We start from the raw sequence: 22,365 nt of genomic DNA, 5'->3' as shown, positions 1-22,365 counted from the left end.
GACATGGCATTTTATGTCTCATAGCGAGGCCAGGTCGTTTTAAAAGCTTTGGCCCGGCGCGATAACCCCCCGCGCCGGGTCGCTCTTTTTTCGGCGATACGGTTTTCGTTTGGAAGGAAAGGGTCGAACAATGGCGGCGGAGGAGCGCAGCGGCGCGTCCATCCTGATCGAATGTCTGGTGCGGCAGGGCGTCGAATTCGTATTCGGCTATCCCGGCGGCGCGGTGCTGCCGATCTACGACCAGCTGTTCGCGGATCAACGCCTGCGCCATATCCTCGTGCGGCACGAAGCGGGCGCGGCGCACGCGGCCGAAGGCTACGCCCGCTCGACCGGCAAGCCCGGCGTGGTGCTCGTCACTTCCGGCCCCGGGGCGACCAATGCCGTGACCGGCATCGCCGACGCCTTCATGGATTCGATCCCGCTCGTCGTCATCACCGGGCAGGTGCCGACCTCGCTGATCGGGACCGACGCGTTTCAGGAGGCCGACACCGTCGGCATCACGCGCCACTGCACCAAGCACAACTACCTCGTGAAGGACCCGACGCAGCTGCGCGCGACGATCGAGGAGGCGTTCCGCATCGCCACCACCGGCCGCCCCGGCCCGGTCGTGGTCGACATTCCCAAGGACGTGCAGATCGCGCTCGCATCGTGGAGCGATCAGGACGACGCTCCGCTCGCCTCGGCCCGCTACGCCCCGCAGACCCGCGGGGAGGACGAGGCGATCACGCGGGCGGTCGAGATGATGGCACAAGCCGAATGCCCGGTGCTCTACACCGGCGGCGGGGTCATCAACGCGGGGCCGCGCGCGAGCGAACTGCTGCGCCGTCTGCAGGATCTTACCGGCGCGCCGGTCACCAGCACGCTGATGGGCCTCGGCGCGTTTCCCTGCGACCATCCCGACTGGCTCGGCATGCTCGGGATGCACGGCACCTACGAAGCGAACATGGCGATGAACCGCTGCGACCTGATGGTCTGCATCGGTGCCCGGTTCGACGATCGCGTGACCGGGCGGCTCGATGCGTTCTCGCCTGATTCCAAGAAGATACACATCGATATCGACCGGAGTTCGATCAACAAGACGGTGCCGGTCGATCTCGCCATCGTGGGCGACTGCGGCGATGTGCTCGATCAGCTCGTCGAAGGCTGGGGCACCCGGCGCGCGCGCGATCTGGGCGAGTGGAAGGCGCGCATCGCCGGCTGGCGCGCGGTCGAATGCCTCGCCTACCCGCCGCGCAACAGCGAGATAATGCCGCAGAAAGCAGTCGAGCGGCTGTTCGCCCTCACCCGCGGCCACGATCCGATCGTCAGCACCGAAGTCGGCCAGCACCAGATGTGGGCCGCGCAGTATTTCGGCTTTGCCGCCCCCAACCGCTGGCTCACCAGCGGCGGCCTCGGCACGATGGGCTACGGCCTGCCCGCCGCGATCGGCGCGCAGCTCGGCAATCCTGGCGCGCTGGTGATCGACATCGCGGGCGAGGCTTCGATCCAGATGAACATCCAGGAACTCGCCACCGCCAGCCAGTATCGCCTGCCGGTGAAGGTATTCATCCTCAACAACGAGTACATGGGCATGGTTCGCCAGTGGCAGGAACTCACCTATGAAAGCCGCTATTCGAACTCGTATTCGGACAGCCTGCCCGATTTCGTGAAGCTCGCCGAAGCCTATGGCTGGAAGGGCATCCGCATCGAGGACGAGGCCGGGCTCGACGCGGGGATCGAAGCGATGCTGGCGCACGACGGGCCGGTGATGGTCGATTGCCGGGTGTCGAAGGAGGCGAACTGCTTCCCGATGATCCCCAGCGGCGCGGCACACACCGAGATGCTGCTCTACGGCGACAAGGTCAGCGGCACGATGGACGACAAGGCGAAGGCGCTCGTCTGATGCAGATCGCCCAGCAGGAAGCGCAGCGCCACGTGCTCGCGATCACCGTCGACAACGAGAGCGGCATCCTCGCCAAGATCGCCGGGCTGTTCACCGCGCGCGGCTACAATATCGACAGCCTGACGGTGGCCGACATCACCGAGGATCACGCGGTCAGCCGGATCACCATCGTCACCAACGGACCGCCCGCGGTGATCGACCAGATCCACGCCCAGCTCGACCGGCTGGTTCCGGTGCACAAGGTCGTCGACCTGACCGAGGAAGGCCCGCACGTCGAGCGCGAGCTGGCGCTGGTCAAGGTCGCGGGCACGGGCGACAAGCGGGTGGAGGCGCTGCGGCTGGCCGACATCTTCCGCGCGCGCCCGGTCGACACCACCACCGAAAGCTTCATCTTCGAGATCACCGGCCCACCGGAGAAAGTCGACAGCTTCATCGCCCTGATGCGCGAGCTGGGGCTGGTCGAGGTCGGCCGCACCGGCATCGTCGGGATGATGCGCGGGGCGCAAGGGGCCTGAAACAATTCGTCATCCCAGCGAAAGCTGGGATCGCTTGCAACCAGGTGCACGCTTGCTGCACCAGATCCCAGCTTTCGCTGGGATGACGTGAGGAAAGAAATGAAAGTCTATTACGACGCCGATGCCGACCTGAACCTCATCACCGGCAAGAAAATCGCCATCGTCGGTTACGGCAGCCAGGGCCACGCCCACGCGCAGAACCTGCGCGACAGCGGGGTGAAGGACGTGGCGATCGCGCTGCGCGAAGGCTCGGCCACGGCGAAGAAGGCGCAAGACGCGGGCTTCACCGTGATGACCAACACCGAGGCGGCGAAGTGGGCCGACGTGCTGATGATCCTCGCGCCCGACGAGCATCAGGCCGCGATCTGGGAAAACGACCTCAAGGGCAACATGAAGCCCGGCAGCGCGATCGCCTTCGCCCACGGGCTCAACATCCATTTCGGCCTGATCGAGCCGCCCGCCGACATCGACGTCATCATGATCGCGCCCAAGGGCCCCGGCCACACCGTGCGCAGCGAATACCAGCGCGGCGGCGGCGTGCCGTGCCTGATCGCCGTCCATCACGACGCCACGGGCAACGCGCATGACGTGGCGCTCGCCTATGCCAGCGGCGTCGGCGGCGGGCGCAGCGGCGTGATCGAAACGAACTTCAAGGAAGAGTGCGAGACCGACCTGTTCGGCGAACAGGCGGTGCTGTGCGGCGGCATCACCCACCTGATCCAGGCCGGGTTCGAGACGCTGGTCGAGGCGGGCTACGCGCCCGAAATGGCCTATTTCGAGTGCCTCCACGAAACCAAGCTGATCGTCGATCTGCTCTACGAAGGCGGCATCGCCAACATGCGCTATTCGATCAGCAACACCGCCGAATACGGCGACATCACCACCGGCCCGCGGATCATCACCGACGAGACGAAGGCCGAAATGAAGCGCGTGCTGGCGGACATCCAGCAGGGCCGCTTCGTGAAGAACTTCGTGCTCGACAACCGCGCCGGCCAGCCCGAATTGAAGGCCGCGCGCAAGGCCGCGGAAGCGCATCCGATCGAACAGACCGGCGCGAAGCTGCGCGCGATGATGCCGTGGATCGGAAAGAATAAGTTGGTCGACAAGGAAAAGAACTGACGCCACCTTGCGCCCCGCAATCATTCGGAGCCGATGTCCATGAAAACGACCCTGATCGCCGCGCTCGGCGCCGTAACGCTCGGCCTGTCGGCCTTCGCCGCGCTGGAAGCGCAGGAGGGCCCGGCACTGCCCGGCGCGGTCGATCCGGCGCGGATCACCCGCGGCACCTATCAGGCCGATTCCGCCCACAGCCTCGTGCAGTGGCGCGTCAATCACTTCGGCTTCAACGACTACTTCGGCTTGTTCGGCGACGTGTCGGGCACGCTGACGATCGATCCCGCGCAGCTGGGTCAGGCTTCGGTGGACGTGACGATCCCGATCGCCAGCGTCACCGTCGCGAGCGACGGCCTGCGCGATCACCTGTTGCGCGCAGGGACAGACGGCGGCGCGCCCGATTTCTTCGGGCCGGAGCCGCAGCCCGCACGCTTCGTCTCGAAATCGGTCGCAGTCAGCCCCGGCGGGATGACGGCGGACATCACCGGCGATCTCACGCTCAACGGCGTGACCAGGGAAGTCGTCCTCGCTACGCGCTTCACCGGCGCGGGTGCCAACCCGATGAGCAAGGCCGAGACGGTCGGCTTCGAGGGCACGACCACGATCAAGCGTTCGGACTACGGCATCGCCTTCGCGCTTCCGGTCGTGTCGGACGACGTCGAGCTGGAATTCACCGCCGCGTTCGAGAAAGCAGCGGCGGAGTAACCAAACCACTCCTCACGCTTGCCTTTCGCGCAACTTTGGATCATGGCGACACCCATGCGACGCAACGGACTAATTCTGCTTCGACTTACCCGCCCTTGGGCGTGAGCTGACGCGTGCCGGCCGGGTGCGCAACGCGCCCGAGGGGACCGACCGCCACGAAGCCGCTTCATCCGTTACGAGTACCGCCGCCATGACCAGCCCCCGCACCACGCCCCGTACGATGCTGCGCGACCCCGCACGCAAATACGCCCCCTTCCCGCAAGTGCCGCTGCCCGACCGCCAGTGGCCCGCGCGCACGATCACCGCCCCGCCCCGCTGGCTCAGCACCGACCTGCGCGACGGCAACCAGGCCATCGTCGACCCGATGGATGCGGTGAAGAAGAACCGCTTCTTCGACCTGTTGGTGGAAATCGGGGTGAAGGAGATCGAGGTCGGCTTCCCCAGCGCGGGGGCGACCGAGTTCGATTTCATTCAGGGCCTCGTGCGCTCGGGCCGCATTCCCCACGACACCACCGTGCAGGTACTGACCCAGAGCCGAGAGGATCTGATCCGCACCAGCTTCGCCAGCCTCGAGGGCGCGCGCGCGGCCATCGTCCATCTCTACAACGCGGTCAGCCCCGCATGGCGCGACATCGTGTTCCGCATGAGCCGGAGCGAGGTGCGCGAGATCGCCGTGGCGGGAGCGAAAGTCCTGCGCGACGAGGCGGCGGCCCACCCCGGCACCGACTGGCATTTCCAGTATTCGCCCGAGACGTTCTCCACCGCCGAGCTCGATTTCAGCATCGAGGTTTGCGCCGCGGTGATGGAGGTGCTCGCCCCTACGCCCGAACGGCCGATCATCCTCAACCTCCCCGCCACGGTCGAGGCGGCGACCCCCAACATTTACGCCGACCAGATCGAGTATTTCTGCCGGAACCTGCCGAACCGCGAGAGTGCGGTCATCAGCCTCCACACGCACAACGATCGCGGCACCGGCGTCGCGGCGGCGGAACTCGGCTTGATGGCGGGCGCCGACCGGGTCGAAGGCTGCTTGTTCGGCAACGGCGAGCGCACCGGCAATTGCTGCCTCGTGACGGTGGCGCTCAACATGTACACCCAAGGCGTCGACCCCGGCCTCGATTTCTCGGACATCGACCGAGTGATCGAGACGGTCGAATACTGCAATGAACTGCCCGTCCACCAGCGCCATCCCTACGGCGGCGAGCTGGTGTTCACCGCCTTTTCCGGCAGCCATCAGGATGCGATCAAGAAGGGATTCGAGGCGCACGCGACACAGAACGACGAGCGTTGGCGCGTGCCCTACCTGCCGATCGACCCGGCGGACCTCGGCCGCAGTTACGAGGCGGTGATCCGGGTCAACAGTCAGTCGGGCAAGGGCGGCTTCGCCTGGGTGCTGGAGCAGGATCAGGGCCTCAAGCTGCCCAAGCGGATGCAGGCCGACTTTTCCCGCCACGTCCAGCGGATGGCCGACGAGCTCGGCCGCGAACTCAATGGCGCCGATATCTGGGACGTGTTCAAGCGCACCTACCACGTGCAGGTCCGCCCCAAGCACTTCCAGCTCGTCGATTACGAGGAAAACCGCGCGGCGGATGGCACCCGCGTGTTCGCAGGCACGATCGAGGTCGGGGGCAAGGCGCGCAGCGTGTCGGGGCGCGGCAACGGGCTGATCTCCTCGGTCGTCGCGACGCTGCGGGACAGCTTCGGGCTGGAACTCGAGGTGTGCGACTACACCGAACACGCGCTCTCCACCGGCTCCGACGCGCGCGCCGCCGCCTACCTCGAATGCGCCCTCCCCTCGGGCGAACGCGTATGGGGCTGCGGCATCGACGAGGACGTCGCGACGGCGAGCGTACGCGCGGTGCTGAGTGCGGCGAATTCCGCAGCGGTGTGATTTTGGTTCACGCGGGGACCGCAGAGAAGAAAGAAGGTTGGTTCACACGAAGGCACGAAGACACGAAGATATTTTTCTCGCGGCGAAGCCGCCTCCATACTTTCTGGCGCCACGCTGGAAACTGATGCGCCTGCGGGGCGGAGACGTGCGGCATCTTCGTGCCTTCGTGTCTTCGTGTGAAACAAATACCTCCGCGATCTCCGCTTCTCCGCGGTCTCGGCGTGACCCCCTTATCTTTCACCACGAAGCCACTCTTTCCTACCCCGGCAAATCCGCGCTAGCCTCGCCGGATGAGCACAGCCCTGCCCCTTTCGAGCCACGCGAAACGGCCGCCGGAAACGCCGAACTTTTTTGCTCCAGGACTGTGTAACATGTGGTCCATGTCTCAATGTATCATCGGTGGAGGAACACGATGAGCGAATCGATTCTCGAGCCCGATCTGCCGATCATCGACCCGCACCACCATCTGTGGGATCTGCGCCCGCTGCTCCCCGCGTTCCCCGAACCCCGGCACCCCTTCCTCGATACCATCGCGGGCGCGGCGTACTACACGTTCGACCAACTCCACGCCGACACCCACAGCGGCCACAACGTGATCGGCACCGTGTTCATGGAATGCGGCGCGTTCTACGATGCGGGGCGCGCCGACGCACTGAAGCCGGTCGGCGAGGTCGAGTTCGTGAACGGCGTCGCGGCGCAGGGCGCCAGCGGCCTCTACGGCAGTTATCGCCCGTGCGCGGCGATCGTCGGCCACGCCGACCTGACGCGCGGCGCGGCGGCGGGCGAGGTGCTCGACGCGCTGCAAGCGGCCTCCCCGCGCTTCGTCGGCATCCGCCACGCCGGGGCGTGGGATGCCGACCCCGACGTGCTTGGCCCGCCGTTCCACGCGCCCGAGGGCCTCTATCGCGATGCGGCCTTTCGCGCAGGCTTCGCCGAACTCGGCAAGCGTGGGCTGACGTTCGACGCCTGGGTGCTCGAGCCGCAACTCGGCGACGTGCTCGATCTCGCGCGCGCGTTTCCCGCTCAGCCGATCGTGCTCGATCATTGCGGCACCCCGCTCGGCATCGCGAGCTATCGCGGCAAACTGGACGAACACTTCGGTCGCTGGCGTTCGAGCATCCGCGCCCTCGCCGAATGCCCGAACGTCGCCGTCAAGCTTGGCGGGCTGGCGATGGCGTTCTGCGGCATGCCGGAAGGCGGCCCCGCGAAAGGCTGCGGGTCGGAGGAACTGGCCGCGCTGTGGCAGCCGTATATCGAAACCTGCATCGAGACGTTCGGCGCAGATCGCGCGATGTTTGAAAGCAACTACCCGGTCGACCGCTGGGGCGCGAGCTATCCGGTGCTGTGGAACGCGTTCAAGCGCCTCGCCTCCGGTGCAACGGCGGACGAGAAGCGCGCGTTGTTCGCAGGCACGGCGGCGCGCACCTATCGCATCGAACACCTGCTGGCTTGACGCTTACGTAACGTCATGCTCGACAAGTTCGTACGCGGCGGATAGCCCGCCAGCACAGGTTGCGAACGACAACGGAGACCCGGATGCCCCTGCCCGCCCCCTTCGACCGAATGCGCCTGCCGGTGATCGGATCGCCGATGTTCATCGTGTCCGGCCCGGAGCTGGTGATCGCGCAGTGCAAGGCGGGCATCGTCGGCTCGTTCCCGGCGCTGAACGCGCGGCCTTCGGGCGTGCTCGACGAATGGCTGCACCGGATCACCGAGGAACTGGCGGCGCACAACCGCGCGCATCCCGACCGGCCCGCCGCGCCCTATGCGGTGAACCAGATCGTCCACAAGTCGAACGACCGGCTGGAAGAGGACATGGCGGTGTGCGCCAAGTGGCAGGTGCCGCTGGTCATCACTTCGCTCGGCGCGCGCGAGGAGATCTTCGCCGCGGTGCGCGGCTGGGGCGGGATCACGCTGCACGACGTCATCAACGATTTCTTCGCGCACAAGGCGATCGAGAAGGGCGCGGACGGGCTGATCCCCGTCGCCGCCGGGGCTGGCGGGCACGCGGGCGTGCAATCGCCCTTCGCGCTGATGCAGGAAATCCGCCAGTGGTTCGACGGGCTGGTGGCGCTGTCGGGCTCGATCGCGCACGGCCGTTCGGTGCTTGCCGCGCAGGCGATGGGGGCCGATTTCGCCTATATCGGCTCGCCGTGGATCGCCACGAAAGAGGCGAACGCGGACGAGCGCTACAAGCAGAGCATCGTCGACAGCCGCGCGGCGGACATCGTCTACACCAACCTCTTTACCGGGGTTCACGGCAACTACCTGCGCGGCTCGATCGAGGCCGCCGGGCTCGACCCCGACGACCTGCCGACCAGCGATCCGAGCAAGATGAACTTCGGCTCGGGCGGCAATTCCAAGGCCAAGGCGTGGAAGGACATCTGGGGCTCGGGCCAGGGCGTCGGCATGGTCGACGCAGTCGACAGCGTGGCCGACCGGGTCGATCGGCTGGTCCGCGAGTATCAGGCCGCGAAGGCAGAGCTGGACGGCAAGTTCATCGGCTGAATCGGCTGCCTCAGCGGACGGCGCCGACCGTCGGCTCAGCCATGCCCGACCCGCAGGTAGCGCCCGTTGCGCGATGGTTCGAGCACGATCGGCTCGCCATCGGGACCGGCCAGTTCGACCGGTTCGACGAGCGGAGCGCGGCCGACGAGTTCGTTGACGAGCCGCACCCCGAGCCGCGTCGCGGCGGCCGGGTCGGGAAACAACGACGGGTCGAAATGCAGCTCCTGCCCGGTGAAGAACGCGAGCCCCTCGGACTGCACGGCGGTCCCGAGAGTCCGGCGGAACGCGGTCAGGCCAAGTGCGGGAAACGGGCCGTCGGCCTGCCACGCATCGATCGCGGAGAGGTAGAAATCCCGCCCGATCGCCGTGCGCGCCGGAACCCAGGCGATCGCGGCGACGGTCGGCAGTTCCCGCACGAAATGCGCGGCCAGCGCCGCTTGCATTCGCACCACCGCCATGCGCGTCCGTCCACCGGCGAGGTGCGGTCCCGGCGCGAGCGCCAGCGCTTCGGCGACCGCGTCGGAAAAACCGGACGGCACCTGATAGCGGTTGCGGACATCGGGCGCGGCATGGCCCGGGCCGGGTGCGATCCCGCTCAGGTCGAAGGTCATTCCGTGTGTGAGCAGTTCCAGCCACGCCGGTTCGCCGTCCGCAGCCGCGCCCGCGCCGTGCGTGACCGTCAGGCTGTCAGCAGCGCCGATCGCGCGGCGTATCGTTTGCATGTCGGGCCGCTCCGCCGCGCGAAACAGCAACAGAAGATCGGGGGACTGACCTCCTCCGATGGTGGCGTTCGGCTCGACGATCGGAAGCATCCCCCTGCAGCGACGGGGTTTCCCTGGCGCGAAAGGCCTTCTACGTCGAGAGGCGACGCGCGGAATGCCTCCGATTCCGAGCCGATTTCAGAACATTCCCAGCGCCAGCCCTTCGACCAGCGCCGCACCGAGCTCGCGGCATTGGGCGAGCCGTTCGCCGGACACTTGCTTGTCGGTCAGGATCGCTTCCGGGGTCTGTGCGTCGAAACCGAATATAACCGGATCGGCCACCCGGCGCAGGCGCCATCCGGTCGCGATCCGGTCGATCTGCCGCTGTGCGCCCTCCCCATCCGAACCGGCCGCGATCAGCGTGGCGTAGACGCGCCCCGCCACCTTGCCGAGCACCGGGTAGTAGCAGCGGTCGAACATCTCCTTCATCTCGCCGCTCATGCTCGCGAGATTTTCCGGGCAAACGAACAGGAACGCCGACACGCCGAGAATGTCCGCCGGTTCGACTTCGTGTGCCCGCATCAACCGCGCCGCCTGCCCCGCTCCCTCCGCGGCGGCCTGCGCCATCGCGCGGCTCGCGCCGGTGCGGCTGTGCCATGCGATCAGGAGCGGTTCGGCCATCGCCGCCACCAACGCGCTCGGCTGTCGATTGTCAAACCACGCTCTTTGCGCCGCGCCGCAGGGTCGGGTAGATCGCGCTGATGGCGTCCCATTCCATCCCCCACGTATTTGGCATCGAACGTTCTCTATCGGGCAAGGCATGGCGCTGGCGCGGCGGCAACATGGCGCTCGGCGGCGGCGCGGCTTCGCTGAGCGACGACATCGTCGCGCAACTGCTGCTCTCGCGCGGCGTCGCGCGCGAAGAGCTTGACCGCCATCGCACCCCCACGTTGCGTGAATTCCTGCCCGACCCCTCCGCATTCCGCGACATGGACGCGGCGGCCGAACGGATCGCGCAGGCCGTGCTTGGCGGCGAGACGATCACGATCTACGGCGACTACGACGTGGACGGGGCAACCAGCTCCGCGCTGATGATCCGCTTGTTGCGGATGCTCGGCCACGATGCCGGGCACTACATCCCCGACCGTCTACTCGAAGGCTACGGCCCGAGCGGCGAAGCGCTGGTTGCATTGGCGGAACAGGGGTCGAGCCTGATCGTCACCGTCGATTGCGGCGCGATGGCGTACGAGGCGCTGGCGATGGCGCACGCGGCGGGCGTGGACGTGATCGTGGTCGACCATCACAAGTGCGCGGCCGAGCTTCCGCAGGCCGCCGCGCTGGTCAATCCCAACCGGCTCGACGAAAGCGATCTCGGTGCGCGGCACGGGCACTTGGCGGCGGTCGGCGTCGCGTTCCTGCTGGGGATTGCGGTGGTGCGCACCTTGCGCCTGCGCGGGTATTTCGAGAGCCGCCCGGAGCCCGACCTGCGCGGCCTGCTCGATCTCGTCGCGCTCGGCACCGTGGCGGACGTCGCCGCGCTTCACGGGCTCAACCGCGCGTTCGTGGCGCAAGGCCTGAAGGTGATGGCGCGGCGGCAGAACGTCGGCATGTCGGCGTTGATCGACGCGAGCCGGCTGACGCGCGCACCGGCGTGCAGCGATCTCGGCTTCGCGCTCGGCCCGCGGATCAACGCGGGCGGGCGCGTCGGCGAATCGACCCTGGGTGTCCGGCTGCTGACCACCGAGGACATGGACGAGGCGCAGGCGATCTCCGCCCAGCTTTCCGCGCTCAACGACGAGCGCCGCGCGATCGAGGCCGAGGTACAGGAAGCCGCCGAGGCGCAGCTCGCGCGCCAGCACAACCGCTCGGTCCTCGTGCTCTCGGGCACCGGCTGGCATCCGGGCGTGATCGGCATCGTCGCCGGGCGCATCAAGGAAAAGACCGGCAAGCCCGCGATCGTGATCGCGCTCGACGGCGAAAGTGGCCAGGGCAAGGGCTCGGGCCGCTCGATCTCGGGCGTGGATCTCGGCGCGGCGATCATCGCGGCACGCGAATCGGACCTGCTCGTGGCAGGCGGTGGCCACGCGATGGCGGCCGGGCTGACGATCGACGCGGAAAAGCTCGATGCGCTGGCCGACTGGCTCGATACGCGGCTGGCGGGCGCGGTGCAGCGTGCGAGCGCGGAGCAGGTGCTGCCGCTCGACCTCTCGCTCGCGCCGGGCGGATTGACGCCCGAACTCGTCGAAACGCTCGATCGCGCCGGGCCGTTCGGGGTCGGCTGGCCCGGCCCGAAGCTGGCGGTCGGGCCGGTGCGGCTGGTGAAGGCCGATCTCGTCGGCACCGATCACGTGCGGGTGATCGCGAGCGGGGACGACGGTAAGTCGTTCAAGGCGATCGGCTTCCGCATGGCGGAAAGCGAACTCGGCCAGTCGCTGCTCCACGGCGCGAAGGGGCGCAAGCTGTGGCTGGCGGGCCGCGCGAAGATCGACGACTGGGGCGCCCGCCCGCAAGCGGAGCTGCATATTGAGGACGCCGCGTGGGCCGATTGACGCGCGTTGCATCGCGGGGTTGACCGCGCCGCGCCGCGCCCGTAAGTGCGCCGCCACGCCACCGGCAGCAGCACGGTTCGGCCCCTTCGTCTAGCGGTTAGGACGCGGCCCTTTCACGGCTGAAACACGGGTTCGATTCCCGTAGGGGTCACCACCGGCAAGCAAGGCCCGTGGCGCGCCAGCCAAATGGCATGGCCCCTTCGTCTAGCGGTTAGGACGCGGCCCTCTCACGGCTGAAACACGGGTTCGATTCCCGTAGGGGTCACCACCTTCCGACACCTGCATCCATCGGGCGCCCCGGCGAAATCGCGACTGGCGGGCACGCCGGGGTATGGCTAAGGCCGCGCGGCTATGGAGTCGGATCGCACCTACCCCGTCGCCGCGCTGGCGCTCGCGGTCCTCACCGCGGTGGCCATGGCCGTCGCCGGGGCGCAGCTTTGGCTCGCGGTGTCGGTGCTGCTGGTCTGGGCAGGATCGTTGTGGCTGGCGACCGCCGCGCCGCCGCCGGCGGTCGAACCGGCCACGAACGTTCGCTTCAACCGCGATCGGATGGGGGACCTGATCGAGCATGCCGGCACGCCGCTGCTGGTCATGGAAAGCCGCCGTATCTCGCTGGCGAACAAGTCCGCCCGCAACTTGCTGGGCGCGCATGTCCTCGGCCAGGATCTGCGCGTGGCCTTCCGCCATCCCGAAGCGGTCGCCCTGCTGGAGCGCGGCAACAGCGGGCAGGCGACCGTGCAGGGGCTCGTCCGCCGGCGCGACATATGGATCGTCAACTACCAGCGCCTGACCGACGATCTTGGCGTAATCGAACTGCTCAACCAGACCGCCGAGGCCGATATCAGCCGCGCGCATACCGATTTCGTCGCCAACGCCAGCCACGAGCTTCGCACGCCGCTGTCGTCGATCATCGGCTACGTGGAAACGCTGCGCGAGGACGAAGGCAAGGCACCTGCCGATACGCGCGCGAAATTCCTCGATACCGTGCTGAACGAGGCGCGGCGGCTGCAGAACCTCGTCAACGACCTCATGTCGCTGTCGCGCGTAGAAGCGGAAAAGCACGATCTGCCGCAGGATTCGGTCGCGCTGGGGGAACTCGTGGAAAGCGCCACACGCGACGCCGCCGGCCCGGACCGCCAGGGGCGGATAGAACTTCGGAGCGAGCGCGGAATCGCGGTGCAGGGCGATGCGCGCCAGCTCGAACAGCTCGTCCGCAATCTGGTCGACAACGCGCTCAAGTACGGCGACCCGGCAGAGAAGGTGGACGTCTCGCTGAAACAACTGCCCGGTGGCGAAGCCGAACTCACCGTCGTGGATCGCGGCGAAGGGATCGCGCCCGAGCACCTGCCCCATCTCACTCGCAGGTTCTACCGCACCGATCCGGGCCGCAGCCGCGCGTCGGGCGGGACCGGCCTCGGGCTGGCGATCGTCAAGCATATCGTGGAGCGCCATCGCGGGCGGCTCGACATCTCCAGCAAGCTCGGCCACGGCACGACGATCGCGGTGCGTATTCCCCTCGCTCCGGAGGACTCCGACGAGACGTCATGAAACTGTCACAAAACTTCAACATTGCGCCGTTGGCGGGCAGCAGCTCCGCCGGCTCGCCCTTCGAATTTCCATCGATCTGAGGATCGTACTCGCGTGTCGCTGACGATACTCTTCCTTCTGGCGCTGGGGCTCGGACTTGCCGGATGGCTCGCCGCCCGCGCGCGCGCATGGTCCTTCCGCCGGGAGAGCGGGGCCGGCCAGCTCGCCGCCCTCCCCACTTATCACGCCTGGTACGTCGCGCTGTGGATCGTGGTGCCGATGGTGATCTTCATCGTGATCTGGGGGGGCGTGGCGCCGCATCTGGTCAGCCAGCACGTGCTCGCCTCGCCCGGCGCTGCGGACTTGCCGCCGTTCGGCTTCCGGCGCGAATCGCTGCTGGCCGAAGCGCGTGCCGTCGCGATCGGCGCCGCTCCGGCGGTGTTCAACCAGGACGCGAGCGCGCTGATTGAACCCTATCGCGAGGCGATCGGCCGCTATCAGACGATCGGCATCGTCGTCGCATTGCTGCTCGGCTTCATCGGCGGAGCGTGGTCGTTCCTGCGGCTCAAGCCCGATTTCGCCGCGCGGACCAAAGTCGAACGCACGGTGATGATCGTGCTGTTGCTCGCTTCGCTGGTCGCGATCCTGACCACGCTCGGCATCTTCGCCAGCCTGGTGTTCGAGACTGTCCGGTTCTTCGGCATGGTCAACCCGATCGACTTCCTGTTCGGCACCCACTGGGGCCCGGACCCGATGGCCAGCGCCGACAATCCCGATCCAAGCCGCTACGGCGCGATCCCGCTGTTCTGGGGGACGATTTTCATCGGCGCGATCATCGCGATGATCGTGGCCATTCCGCTCGGCCTGATGAGCGCGATCTACCTGACGCAATATGCCGCTCCGCGCGTGCGCGCGTGGGTCAAGCCCGCGCTGGAAATCCTCGCGGGCGTGCCGACCGTGGTCTACGGCTATTTCGCCGCGCTGACGGTGGCGCCCGCGATCCGCGACCTCGCCTTGGCGGCGGGCATGTCCAACCCCTCCAGCGAAAGCGCGCTCGCCGCGGGCATCGTGATGGGCGTGATGATCATCCCGTTCGTGTCCTCGATGGCCGACGATTCGATCGCTGCCGTTCCGCAGGCGATGCGCGACGGCAGCCTGGCGATGGGCGCGACGACGTCTGAGACGATCCGTCGCGTGCTCGTCCCCGCCGCGCTGCCCGGGATCGTCGCGGGCGTCATGCTCGCGGTCAGCCGTGCGATCGGCGAGACGATGATCGTAGTTATGGCCGCGTCGACCGCGGCCAACCTCAGCGCCAACCCGCTCGACGCGATGACCACGGTGACGGTGCAAATCGTCGCCATGCTGACGGGCGAAGGCAGCTTTGACCATCCCGCGACGCTGAGCGCCTTCGCGCTCGGCTTCGTCCTGTTCCTCGTAACGCTGGGGCTCAATTTCATCGCCCTGCGCGTCGTCAAGCGGTTCCGCGAAGCCTATGAGTGAGCACACGCCCCCAACGCGCACGAAGGCATTCGAAGCGCGCCTGAAGCGGCGCTACGCCGCGGAGCGGCGCTTCAAGCTCGCCGGGATCGGCGCGATCCTGTTCTCGGTCGTCGTGCTGGCCTTCCTGCTGGTGACGATGACGCTCAACGGCATCGGCGGTTTCCAGCGCGCCGAGCTGGCGGTTTCGGTCGACTTCACCGAAGCCGGCCTCGTCGGCGATCCCGCGGTCCTGTCGCAGCCCGGCGGAATGCAGAGCCTCGAAGCCCAAGGTCTGCCCTCGGTCGTGCAGTTCTTCGCCGAACGTGATCTCGGCGAGGATGGCGCGGCCCAGCTCGACAACGGTGCGTGGCGCGACGTGAGCGCGGCGGTGATCGCCGATCCCGCGCTGCTGCAAACTTCCGCGCGCTTCGACCTCCCGGCCAGCTCGGACCTCGCGGCGGCGCTCGACGGCGAAGGGACCGCCGAGATGCGCGCGCTCGCCGGACGGCTGGTGAGCGAAGGCAAGCTCGACACCGCGCTCGATTTTGGCTTCCTGACCCGTGCGGACGCCACCGATCCGCAACAGGTTGGCATCTGGGGGGCGCTCAAGGGCTCGATCCTGACGATGATCGTCACGCTCGCGCTCGCCTTCCCGATCGGCGTGCTCGCCGCGCTCTACCTCGAGGAATACGCGCCCAAGAATCGCTGGACCGACCTGATCGAAGTGTCGATCAACAACCTCGCGGCGGTGCCGTCGATCATCTTCGGCCTCCTCGGGCTCGCGGTGTTCCTGTGGATATTCCCGAGCATGCGCTCCGCCCCGCTCATCGGCGGCATGACGCTGGCGCTGATGACGATGCCGGTGATCGTGATCTCCGGCCGCAACGCGATCAAGGCGGTGCCACCCTCTATCCGTGACGGGGCGCTGGCGATCGGCGCCTCGCCGGTGCAGGTCGTGTTCCACCACGTCCTGCCGCTCGCCCTGCCCGGAATCCTCACCGGCACGATCATCGGCATGGCGCGCGCTCTGGGCGAGACAGCGCCGCTGCTGATGATCGGCATGCGCGCCTTCGTCGCCAGCCCGCCCGACGGGTTCACCTCGCCGGCCACTGTTCTGCCGGTGCAGATTTTCCTATGGTCGGACGAGATCGACCGTGGTTTCGTGGAACGGACCTCGGCCGCAATCATCGTCCTCCTGCTGTTCCTCCTGGTGATGAACGGCCTCGCCATCTACCTGCGCAACAAGTTCGAGAAAAAGTGGTGACTGTAGTCCATCCCAACCTGGAAGACACCCAAGCCAAGATGAACGCGCGCGACGTCTCCGTGTTCTACGGTGACAAGAAGGCGATCGACGAGGTTTCGATCGAGATCCCGACGAAATACGTCACCGCCTTCATCGGCCCCTCCGGCTGCGGCAAGTCGACCTTCCTGCGCACGCTCAACCGGATGAACGACACGATCCCCTCGGCGCGGGTCGAAGGCGAAATCCTGCTCGACGGGGACGACATCTACCGCTCGAAGATGGACGTGGTGCAGCTTCGCGCGCGCGTGGGCATGGTGTTCCAGAAGCCCAATCCGTTCCCCAAGTCGATCTACGAGAACGTCGCCTACGGGCCGCGCATCCATGGCCTCGCCGAAGGCAAGCAGGAACTCGACGCGATCGTCGAGACCTCGCTCCAGCGCGCGGGCCTGTGGAACGAGGTGAAGGACCGGCTCGAGGACAGCGGCACCGCGCTTTCGGGCGGCCAGCAGCAGCGGCTGTGCATCGCGCGGGCGATCGCGGTCGATCCCGAGGTCATCCTGATGGACGAGCCATGCTCGGCGCTCGACCCGATCGCGACCGCGAAGATCGAGGAACTGATCGACGAGTTGAACGGCCGCTATGCGATCGTGATCGTCACCCACTCGATGCAGCAGGCCGCGCGCGTTTCGCAGCGCACCGCCTTCTTCCACCTTGGAAAGATGGTGGAATACGGTCGCACATCTGACATATTCACCAATCCGCTCGAAGAGCGGACCAAGGATTACATCACGGGCAGGTACGGATGATGGCCGAGCATACAGTCAAGGCGTTCGACGAGGACATCACCCGCCTGCGCGGCCTGATCGCCGAAATGGGCGGACTGGCCGAAGTCGCGGTGCAGAACGCGATGGACGCGCTGGTGAAGGGCGACGACGCGCTCGCCAAGCAGGTCATCAAGGGCGACAAGAAGATCGACGCGCTCGAATCGGAGATCGACAAGCTCGCGGTGCGCGTGATCGCCCTGCGCGCGCCGATGGCGGACGACCTGCGCGAAGTGATCGCCGCGCTCAAGATCGCCGGCGTGGTCGAGCGGATCGGCGACTATTCGAAGTCGATCGCCCGCGCGAGCCGCGAGATCGCCGACCGCAAGAAGTTCGAACCGCTGACGCTGTTGCCCGCGATGGGCGAACTGGCGGCCGAGATGGTCCATGACGTGCTCACCGCATATGGCGCGCGCGATCCTGCGCTGGCGCGGGCGGTTATCGCGGCGGACCAGAAGGTCGACAATTTCTACGATTCGATCTTCCGCAATCTCGTCAGCCACATGGTGGAGAATCCTGCGACGATCTCGACCGCGGCGCAGTTGCTGTTCGTGGCCCGCAATATCGAGCGGATCGGCGATCATGCGACCAACGTCGCGGAAATGGTCCATTTCGCGGCGACGGGGGTCTATCCGGTCGACGAAGATTTGTGACGGCGTTGTCGTCAAAGTGAAATAATCGCGGTGTCTTAAAACGGTCATGTCCACCGCAACGCTCCTTCTGATCGAAGACGATCCGGCGCTGTCCGAACTGCTCGAGTACCGCTTCTCGAACGAAGGCTATCGGGTGCGCACCACCGCCGACGGCGACGAGGCGCTGATGCTCGCGGCCGAGGAAGTGCCCGATCTCGTGATCCTCGACTGGATGATCGAAGGTACCAGCGGGATCGAGGTCTGCCGCCGCCTGCGCCGCGACAAGGCGACCGCGCACGTGCCGATCATCATGCTGACTGCGCGCGAAGCGGAAGACGACCGCATCCGCGGGCTCGAAACCGGCGCGGACGATTACGTCACCAAGCCTTTCTCCCCGCGCGAGCTGCTGGCGCGGGTCGCCGCCGTCCTGCGCCGTATCCGCCCGGCGCTGGCGGGCGAAACGGTCGAGGTCGGCGACATCAAGCTCGACCCGGTGGCGCACAAGGTGTCGCGCCGCGGGCAGAACCTTCAGATGGGCCCGACCGAATACCGCCTGCTCAAGTTCTTCATGGAAAGCCCCGGCCGCGTGTTCAGTCGTAACCAGTTGCTCGACGGGGTATGGGGCACCGGCAGCGATATCGAACTGCGCACGGTCGACGTCCACATCCGCCGGCTGCGCAAGGCGATCGAGCTCGAGGGCGCGGCCGATCCGATCCGCACCGTGCGCTCGGCCGGCTATGCGCTGGAAAGCGTCAGGTAACAGACCGGCTCAGCGGCACACGCCGCTGTAGCGCCCCGCCTGATCCAGATGGAAGTGGTCGGCGTGCGCCGCGTTGTAATCGGGCGAGAGCACGGTGGCGAAGAAATCGCACGCACCGTCGCGCACCGCGCGCAGGAACGCGGCCTCTTCGCCTTCACCGTCCCAATCCTGCAATACGCCGATCCGGCGGCCGTCGTCCAGCACGAACGCGCCGATGTCGATCGCATTGCCCGTCGCATGCTCGCTCCACCTGCCTTCGGAACGCCCGTAGAGGCGGCGGCAACTGTAGGCGCCGAAATGCTCGACGCGCGCCACTTCGCTGCCGAAGCGCGCCTGCGCCGCCGGTTGCACGACGTCGCGCATCCACAGCTCCATGCCGACGCCGACCGCGCAGGTCGCAGGCGGCACCTGCGGCGATAGCGGCAGGTCCGAAAGCACCGTCCGGTCAGCCCGGAGGCACGCTCCCTCGCCCGCCTGGTCGAGCGTCCGGAACGCAACCCCGCTGCGCTCGAGCACCGCGCGGCATTCAACGGGATCGTCCTTCAGCGAAAGCAGCTTGGTGCGGGTCGCCCAGCCCGGCGGATCGCGCAGGTCGAGCGGCGCCCAGGGATCGTGCTGCGGATGGTCGGCCAGCCAGCCGCGGGCGGCGAGCAGTAGCCCGGCCACGATCAGCAGCCAGACCGCCCGGCGATCGCCTCGCAAACGCCCGATCGCGCGCGAAAAAGTCCGCTGCCGCTCGCTCAATGCAACGTCGATCCGCCGATCATGCCGCCAGTTCCGACAGTCGCTCTTTCACCGCAGCAAGGTCCGCATCGAACAGGCGCGCCTGCTCCTCGCGCGCCGCTCCGTCGAGCCGCAGCAGGTAGGAGGGGTGCGCGGTGATCCACAGTTCGCTGCCGTCTTCCAGCGCGATCGGCTCGCCCCGCGCCTTCGAGATGCTTACCGACTTGCCGAGCAGACCCCGCGCCGCGCTGCCGCCCATCGCGAGGATCAGCTTCGGCCGCACCAGTTCGCGCTCGCTTTCCAGCCACCAGCGGCAGGTATCGATCTCCTTCGCGGAAGGCGACTTGTGCAACCGCCGCTTGCCACGCGGCTCGAACTTGAAGTGCTTGACCGCATTGGTAACGTAGGTCCGCCCGCGATCGATCCCGGCCTTTTCCAGATGCCGGTCGAGCAACTGACCCGCCGGCCCGACGAAGGGCTTTCCGGCCTCGTCTTCCTGGTCGCCCGGCTGTTCGCCCACGATCATCAGCGCCGCACCTTTCGGGCCCTCCCCCATGACCGCGCGATTGTCGAGCGAGCCGATCGGGCAACGGTGGCAGGCGTGGATCGCCTCGTCGACCCCCTTCAGCGACCCGGGCCGCGCCTCGAACTCCATCGCTCCTTCAGCCACCATCGTCCGCTCCCGCTGTTGCGCGCCCGCGACCAGGCCGGGAATGAGCGCGGTTTCGGGCATGTTCTTCCAGTATTTGCGCGGCATCTCCTTGAGCATCGCGCCGACCTTCAAACGCGCGGGATTGAAAATCGATGCATAATAGCTGCGCCACAGTTCTTCCATCGGATCGCCGGCCGGCGCGTCGGACCGTTGCGCGGGCGGCCCCTCCTCCAGCGTCTCGCCGTCCCAATGCAGCGAACCGCGCGGCGTGAGGATCGACCAGGCCATTCCCGCGAAGCGCCGGACGAAGAAGCTCGCGTTGGCGCGCAGGATGTGATGGTCGGGCTCGAACCAGGCGACGTAGCGCTCGCCGCCCGCGGTATCGCCCTCGATCCGGCGAAAGCGGACGAAGGCGTGCATCTTGTGGCTGTCGCGGCGGACCGCCTTGGCCAGATCCTCCACCCGGCGGACGTCGCTATCGGCCTTGTCGTCCATGATCGCAGGATTCGACTGCAACCGCCAGAGCAGACGATAGAGTAGCGCGAACCGCTGCGGATCGGAATGGAGCGCGGCATTGCGCGCCACTTCGATAAACCGGCGACTGGCGCGCACCGGTCGCGACCGCGCATCGGGGACGGGCAAAGGTTCGTCGCCATGCGCAAACAGTTCGCCGGCGCCGTGCGGCTCCAGCCACGATATGCGCTCGGGAGCGACGCCGCACTGCACCAGCGCACGGGCGCGATCGCGCCAGAAATCGAAATCGTCCGGCTCCGGCAACCGCACCGCATAGCGAACGTCGGCATCGACCTGGCGAAGCGCGGTCATGCCGCGAACAGCTCGAGCTGCTCCTGTCTGGGCGCCAGCAATGCCCGCAGATCGGCGCGGTCGGTCAGCATGGTTGGTCGCCAGTCGGCGGTGCACAGGAAAGGCCGCACCTTGGCGATCGACAGCGTCAGCCGGGCGACATCGTCGAGCCGCAAGGTCCGGTGCCGGCGCGCGGCGACGATGCGGTTGACCGCGGTCACGCCCAGACCCGGCACGCGCAGCAAATCCTCGCGCGCGGCACGGTTGACGTCGAGCGGGAACCGGTCGCGAAACTTCAGCGCCCATGCAAGCTTGGGATCGATATCGAGCGGCAGATTGCCGTCGGGCCCGGTCGCCTCCTTCACCTCCGATGGAGCATAGCCGTAGAACCGCATCAGCCAGTCCGATTGATAAAGCCGATGCTCGCGGATCAAGGGCGGTCGCTTGAGCGGCAGGACCGCGCTCGCGTCGGGGATCGGGCTGAACGCCGAATAATAAACCCGCCGCAGCTTGAACCCGGTGTACAGCCGGCTCGCCTTCCCGACGATATCGGCGTCGGTCGCGGCATCGGCGCCGACGATCATCTGGGTCGACTGGCCCGCAGGCGCGAAGCGCGGCGCATGGCGGAAGCGCTTCTTCGCGTCCTTCGCCTCGATAATGTCGGAATTCGTCCGACCCATCGCCCCTTCGATCTGCGACACGCTCTTGTCGGGAGCCAGACGCGCGAGCCCGCTATCGGTCGGCAATTCGACGTTGATCGATACGCGATCGGCATAGAGCCCCGCCTGATGGACCAGTTCGGCATCGGCTTCGGGGATGGTTTTGAGATGGATGTATCCGCGAAAGTCATGCTCCTCTCGCAGGATGCGCGCGGTTTCGACCAACAGTTCCATCGTGTGGTTGGAGCTTTTCACGATGCCCGAGGACAGGAACAGCCCCTCGATGTAATTGCGGCGATAGAAGTTCAGCGTGAGATCGGCGACTTCCTGCGGCGTGAACCGAGCGCGGCGGACATTCGAGCTCTTGCGGTTGATGCAGTAATGGCAATCGAACACGCAGTAGTTTGTCAGCAGGATCTTGAGCAGCGAGATACACCGCCCGTCCGGCGCATAGGCATGGCAAATCCCCATGCCCTCGGTCGAACCGATCCCCTTGCCGCCGAGCGAATTGCGCTTCGCCGTCCCCGACGACGCGCACGAGGCATCGTATTTCGCTGCGTCGGCGAGGATTTCGAGCCGTTCGAGGATGGTTTGCGACGCCATGTGTTCGGTATATGTTCTTTTTTGCCGCGGTTGGCAAGTCGCTGATTTCTCCGCGGAACGAAACGCTGGCCGGGGCCGTTGGCGGAAGGACAGCGAAAGGAACGTTCCGATGAAATATCAGCAAGGCGACCCCGACAAGCTCAAGACGAAGTTCTGGAAGGCGCTTGCCGATTCGCCCTTCCTATTTCTTCAGCTCGACGGCGACAGCGCCACCGCCGTGCCGATGAGCCCGCAGCTCGACAAGGATGCGAACAGCGCGATCTGGTTCTTCACGCAGACGCGGAGCAAGTTCGCTGCGCTCGGGCCGGTGTCAGCTACCTTCGAATCGAAGGGGCACGACATGTATGCTCGGTTCCACGGAAACCTTTCGGTCGAGACCAGCAAGGAACGGTTCGACCAGTTCTGGAACAACTTCGTCGCCGCCTGGTACGATGGCGGCAAGGACGATCCCGACATCCTGTTCCTGCGCATGGACCTCGGCCATGCCGAAATCTGGGATGGCGAGATGGGGCTGCTCGACACCGCCAAGATGGCGCTGGGCATAACGGTTCACGAAGACGCCAAGGACCAGCACACCGAAACAACGCTCTGACCAGTC

20 protein-coding genes and 2 tRNA genes are annotated in these 22,365 nt (G+C 66.8%); 17 read left to right on the top strand and 5 right to left on the bottom strand.

Going from position 1 to position 22,365, the window contains the following annotated elements; translation table 11 throughout:
• Nucleotides 1–130: 130 nt before the first annotated feature.
• The 7 genes from ilvB (at nt 131) to ACE3QC_RS02745 (ending at nt 8,614) form a co-directional block, all read left to right on the top strand.
• Nucleotides 131–1,882, top strand: coding sequence for a biosynthetic-type acetolactate synthase large subunit (ilvB, locus tag ACE3QC_RS02775; RefSeq protein ID WP_374405580.1), 1,752 nt, complete (start codon nt 131–133; stop codon nt 1,880–1,882).
• On the top strand, nt 1,882–2,397 hold the full coding sequence (ilvN, locus tag ACE3QC_RS02770) for an acetolactate synthase small subunit (RefSeq protein ID WP_374405579.1): 516 nt from the start codon (nt 1,882–1,884) through the stop codon (nt 2,395–2,397). Before ilvB ends, ilvN begins: the two co-directional genes overlap by 1 nt.
• 99 nt (nt 2,398–2,496) lie before the next feature.
• Nucleotides 2,497–3,516, top strand: a complete 1,020-nt coding sequence (ilvC, locus tag ACE3QC_RS02765) for a ketol-acid reductoisomerase (RefSeq protein ID WP_374405578.1) — start codon at nt 2,497–2,499, stop codon at nt 3,514–3,516.
• A 39-nt stretch (nt 3,517–3,555) separates the two neighbouring features.
• The gene (locus ACE3QC_RS02760; protein WP_374405577.1) at nt 3,556–4,215 is read left to right on the top strand and encodes a YceI family protein; all 660 of its coding nucleotides are present in this window, start codon (nt 3,556–3,558) and stop codon (nt 4,213–4,215) included.
• A 220-nt stretch (nt 4,216–4,435) separates the two neighbouring features.
• Nucleotides 4,436–6,106 (top strand): 2-isopropylmalate synthase, encoded by a 1,671-nt coding sequence (gene leuA, locus ACE3QC_RS02755; protein WP_374406625.1) that lies wholly within the window; start codon nt 4,436–4,438, stop codon nt 6,104–6,106.
• Between the two features lie 412 nt (nt 6,107–6,518).
• On the top strand, nt 6,519–7,559 hold the full coding sequence (locus ACE3QC_RS02750; RefSeq protein ID WP_374405576.1) for an amidohydrolase: 1,041 nt from the start codon (nt 6,519–6,521) through the stop codon (nt 7,557–7,559).
• 83 nt (nt 7,560–7,642) lie between these two features.
• Complete coding sequence (locus tag ACE3QC_RS02745) at nt 7,643–8,614, top strand: NAD(P)H-dependent flavin oxidoreductase (protein WP_374405575.1); 972 nt, start codon at nt 7,643–7,645, stop codon at nt 8,612–8,614.
• Between the two features lie 35 nt (nt 8,615–8,649).
• On the opposite strand, the gene ACE3QC_RS02740 is transcribed toward ACE3QC_RS02745, so the two are convergent.
• Together ACE3QC_RS02740 and ACE3QC_RS02735 are read right to left on the bottom strand one after the other, a co-directional pair.
• The gene (locus tag ACE3QC_RS02740; protein ID WP_374405574.1) at nt 8,650–9,336 is read right to left on the bottom strand and encodes a hypothetical protein; all 687 of its coding nucleotides are present in this window, start codon (nt 9,334–9,336) and stop codon (nt 8,650–8,652) included.
• 177 nt (nt 9,337–9,513) lie between these two features.
• Nucleotides 9,514–9,996 carry a flavodoxin family protein gene (locus ACE3QC_RS02735; protein WP_374405573.1) on the bottom strand — a complete coding sequence of 161 codons (483 nt, stop codon included), beginning with the start codon at nt 9,994–9,996 and terminating at the stop codon, nt 9,514–9,516.
• Nucleotides 9,997–10,076: 80 nt separating this feature from the next.
• On the opposite strand from ACE3QC_RS02735, the gene recJ reads away from it, so the two are divergent.
• The 9 genes from recJ to phoB all read left to right on the top strand — a co-directional run bounded on the left by recJ (nt 10,077) and on the right by phoB (nt 18,326).
• Nucleotides 10,077–11,864, top strand: coding sequence for a single-stranded-DNA-specific exonuclease RecJ (recJ, locus tag ACE3QC_RS02730; protein WP_374405572.1), 1,788 nt, complete (start codon nt 10,077–10,079; stop codon nt 11,862–11,864).
• Between the two features lie 79 nt (nt 11,865–11,943).
• Nucleotides 11,944–12,018, top strand: a tRNA-Glu gene (locus ACE3QC_RS02725).
• A 39-nt stretch (nt 12,019–12,057) separates the two neighbouring features.
• Nucleotides 12,058–12,132: transfer RNA gene (locus ACE3QC_RS02720), tRNA-Glu, on the top strand.
• A gap of 83 nt (nt 12,133–12,215) precedes the next feature.
• The gene (locus ACE3QC_RS02715; RefSeq protein ID WP_374405571.1) at nt 12,216–13,412 is read left to right on the top strand and encodes a sensor histidine kinase; all 1,197 of its coding nucleotides are present in this window, start codon (nt 12,216–12,218) and stop codon (nt 13,410–13,412) included.
• 93 nt (nt 13,413–13,505) lie between these two features.
• Entirely contained in the window at nt 13,506–14,891 is a 1,386-nt protein-coding gene (gene pstC / locus ACE3QC_RS02710) for a phosphate ABC transporter permease subunit PstC (protein WP_374405570.1), read from the top strand.
• Entirely contained in the window at nt 14,884–16,134 is a 1,251-nt protein-coding gene (pstA, locus tag ACE3QC_RS02705) for a phosphate ABC transporter permease PstA (protein ID WP_374405568.1), read from the top strand. Before pstC ends, pstA begins: the two co-directional genes overlap by 8 nt.
• Nucleotides 16,135–16,172: 38 nt before the next feature.
• Nucleotides 16,173–16,919 (top strand): phosphate ABC transporter ATP-binding protein PstB, encoded by a 747-nt coding sequence (pstB, locus tag ACE3QC_RS02700; RefSeq protein ID WP_374406623.1) that lies wholly within the window; start codon nt 16,173–16,175, stop codon nt 16,917–16,919.
• The gene (gene phoU / locus ACE3QC_RS02695; protein ID WP_374405567.1) at nt 16,916–17,587 is read left to right on the top strand and encodes a phosphate signaling complex protein PhoU; all 672 of its coding nucleotides are present in this window, start codon (nt 16,916–16,918) and stop codon (nt 17,585–17,587) included. Before pstB ends, phoU begins: the two co-directional genes overlap by 4 nt.
• Before the next feature lie 46 nt (nt 17,588–17,633).
• Nucleotides 17,634–18,326, top strand: coding sequence for a phosphate regulon transcriptional regulator PhoB (gene phoB / locus ACE3QC_RS02690; RefSeq protein WP_374405566.1), 693 nt, complete (start codon nt 17,634–17,636; stop codon nt 18,324–18,326).
• Between the two features lie 9 nt (nt 18,327–18,335).
• Here phoB and ACE3QC_RS02685 read toward each other — a convergent pair whose 3' ends face one another.
• The 3 genes from ACE3QC_RS02685 to ACE3QC_RS02675 all read right to left on the bottom strand — a co-directional run bounded on the left by ACE3QC_RS02685 (nt 18,336) and on the right by ACE3QC_RS02675 (nt 21,767).
• The gene (locus tag ACE3QC_RS02685) at nt 18,336–19,028 is read right to left on the bottom strand and encodes an extensin family protein (RefSeq protein WP_374405565.1); all 693 of its coding nucleotides are present in this window, start codon (nt 19,026–19,028) and stop codon (nt 18,336–18,338) included.
• 61 nt (nt 19,029–19,089) lie between these two features.
• Nucleotides 19,090–20,526, bottom strand: coding sequence for a UdgX family uracil-DNA binding protein (locus tag ACE3QC_RS02680; protein WP_374405564.1), 1,437 nt, complete (start codon nt 20,524–20,526; stop codon nt 19,090–19,092).
• A complete protein-coding gene (locus ACE3QC_RS02675; RefSeq protein ID WP_374405563.1) occupies nt 20,523–21,767 on the bottom strand; it encodes a putative DNA modification/repair radical SAM protein in 1,245 nt (414 codons plus the stop codon). Before ACE3QC_RS02675 ends, ACE3QC_RS02680 begins: the two co-directional genes overlap by 4 nt.
• Nucleotides 21,768–21,876: 109 nt before the next feature.
• Here ACE3QC_RS02675 and ACE3QC_RS02670 point away from each other — a divergent pair, with 109 nt between their 5' ends.
• Nucleotides 21,877–22,359 (top strand): pyridoxamine 5'-phosphate oxidase family protein, encoded by a 483-nt coding sequence (locus ACE3QC_RS02670; RefSeq protein WP_374405562.1) that lies wholly within the window; start codon nt 21,877–21,879, stop codon nt 22,357–22,359.
• Nucleotides 22,360–22,365 lie beyond the last annotated feature (6 nt).

Source organism: Pelagerythrobacter sp., from assembly GCF_041912895.1.
Taxonomy (GTDB): Bacteria; Pseudomonadota; Alphaproteobacteria; order Sphingomonadales; family Sphingomonadaceae; genus Pelagerythrobacter.
This window is presented reverse-complemented; position numbering and strand designations above follow the sequence as displayed.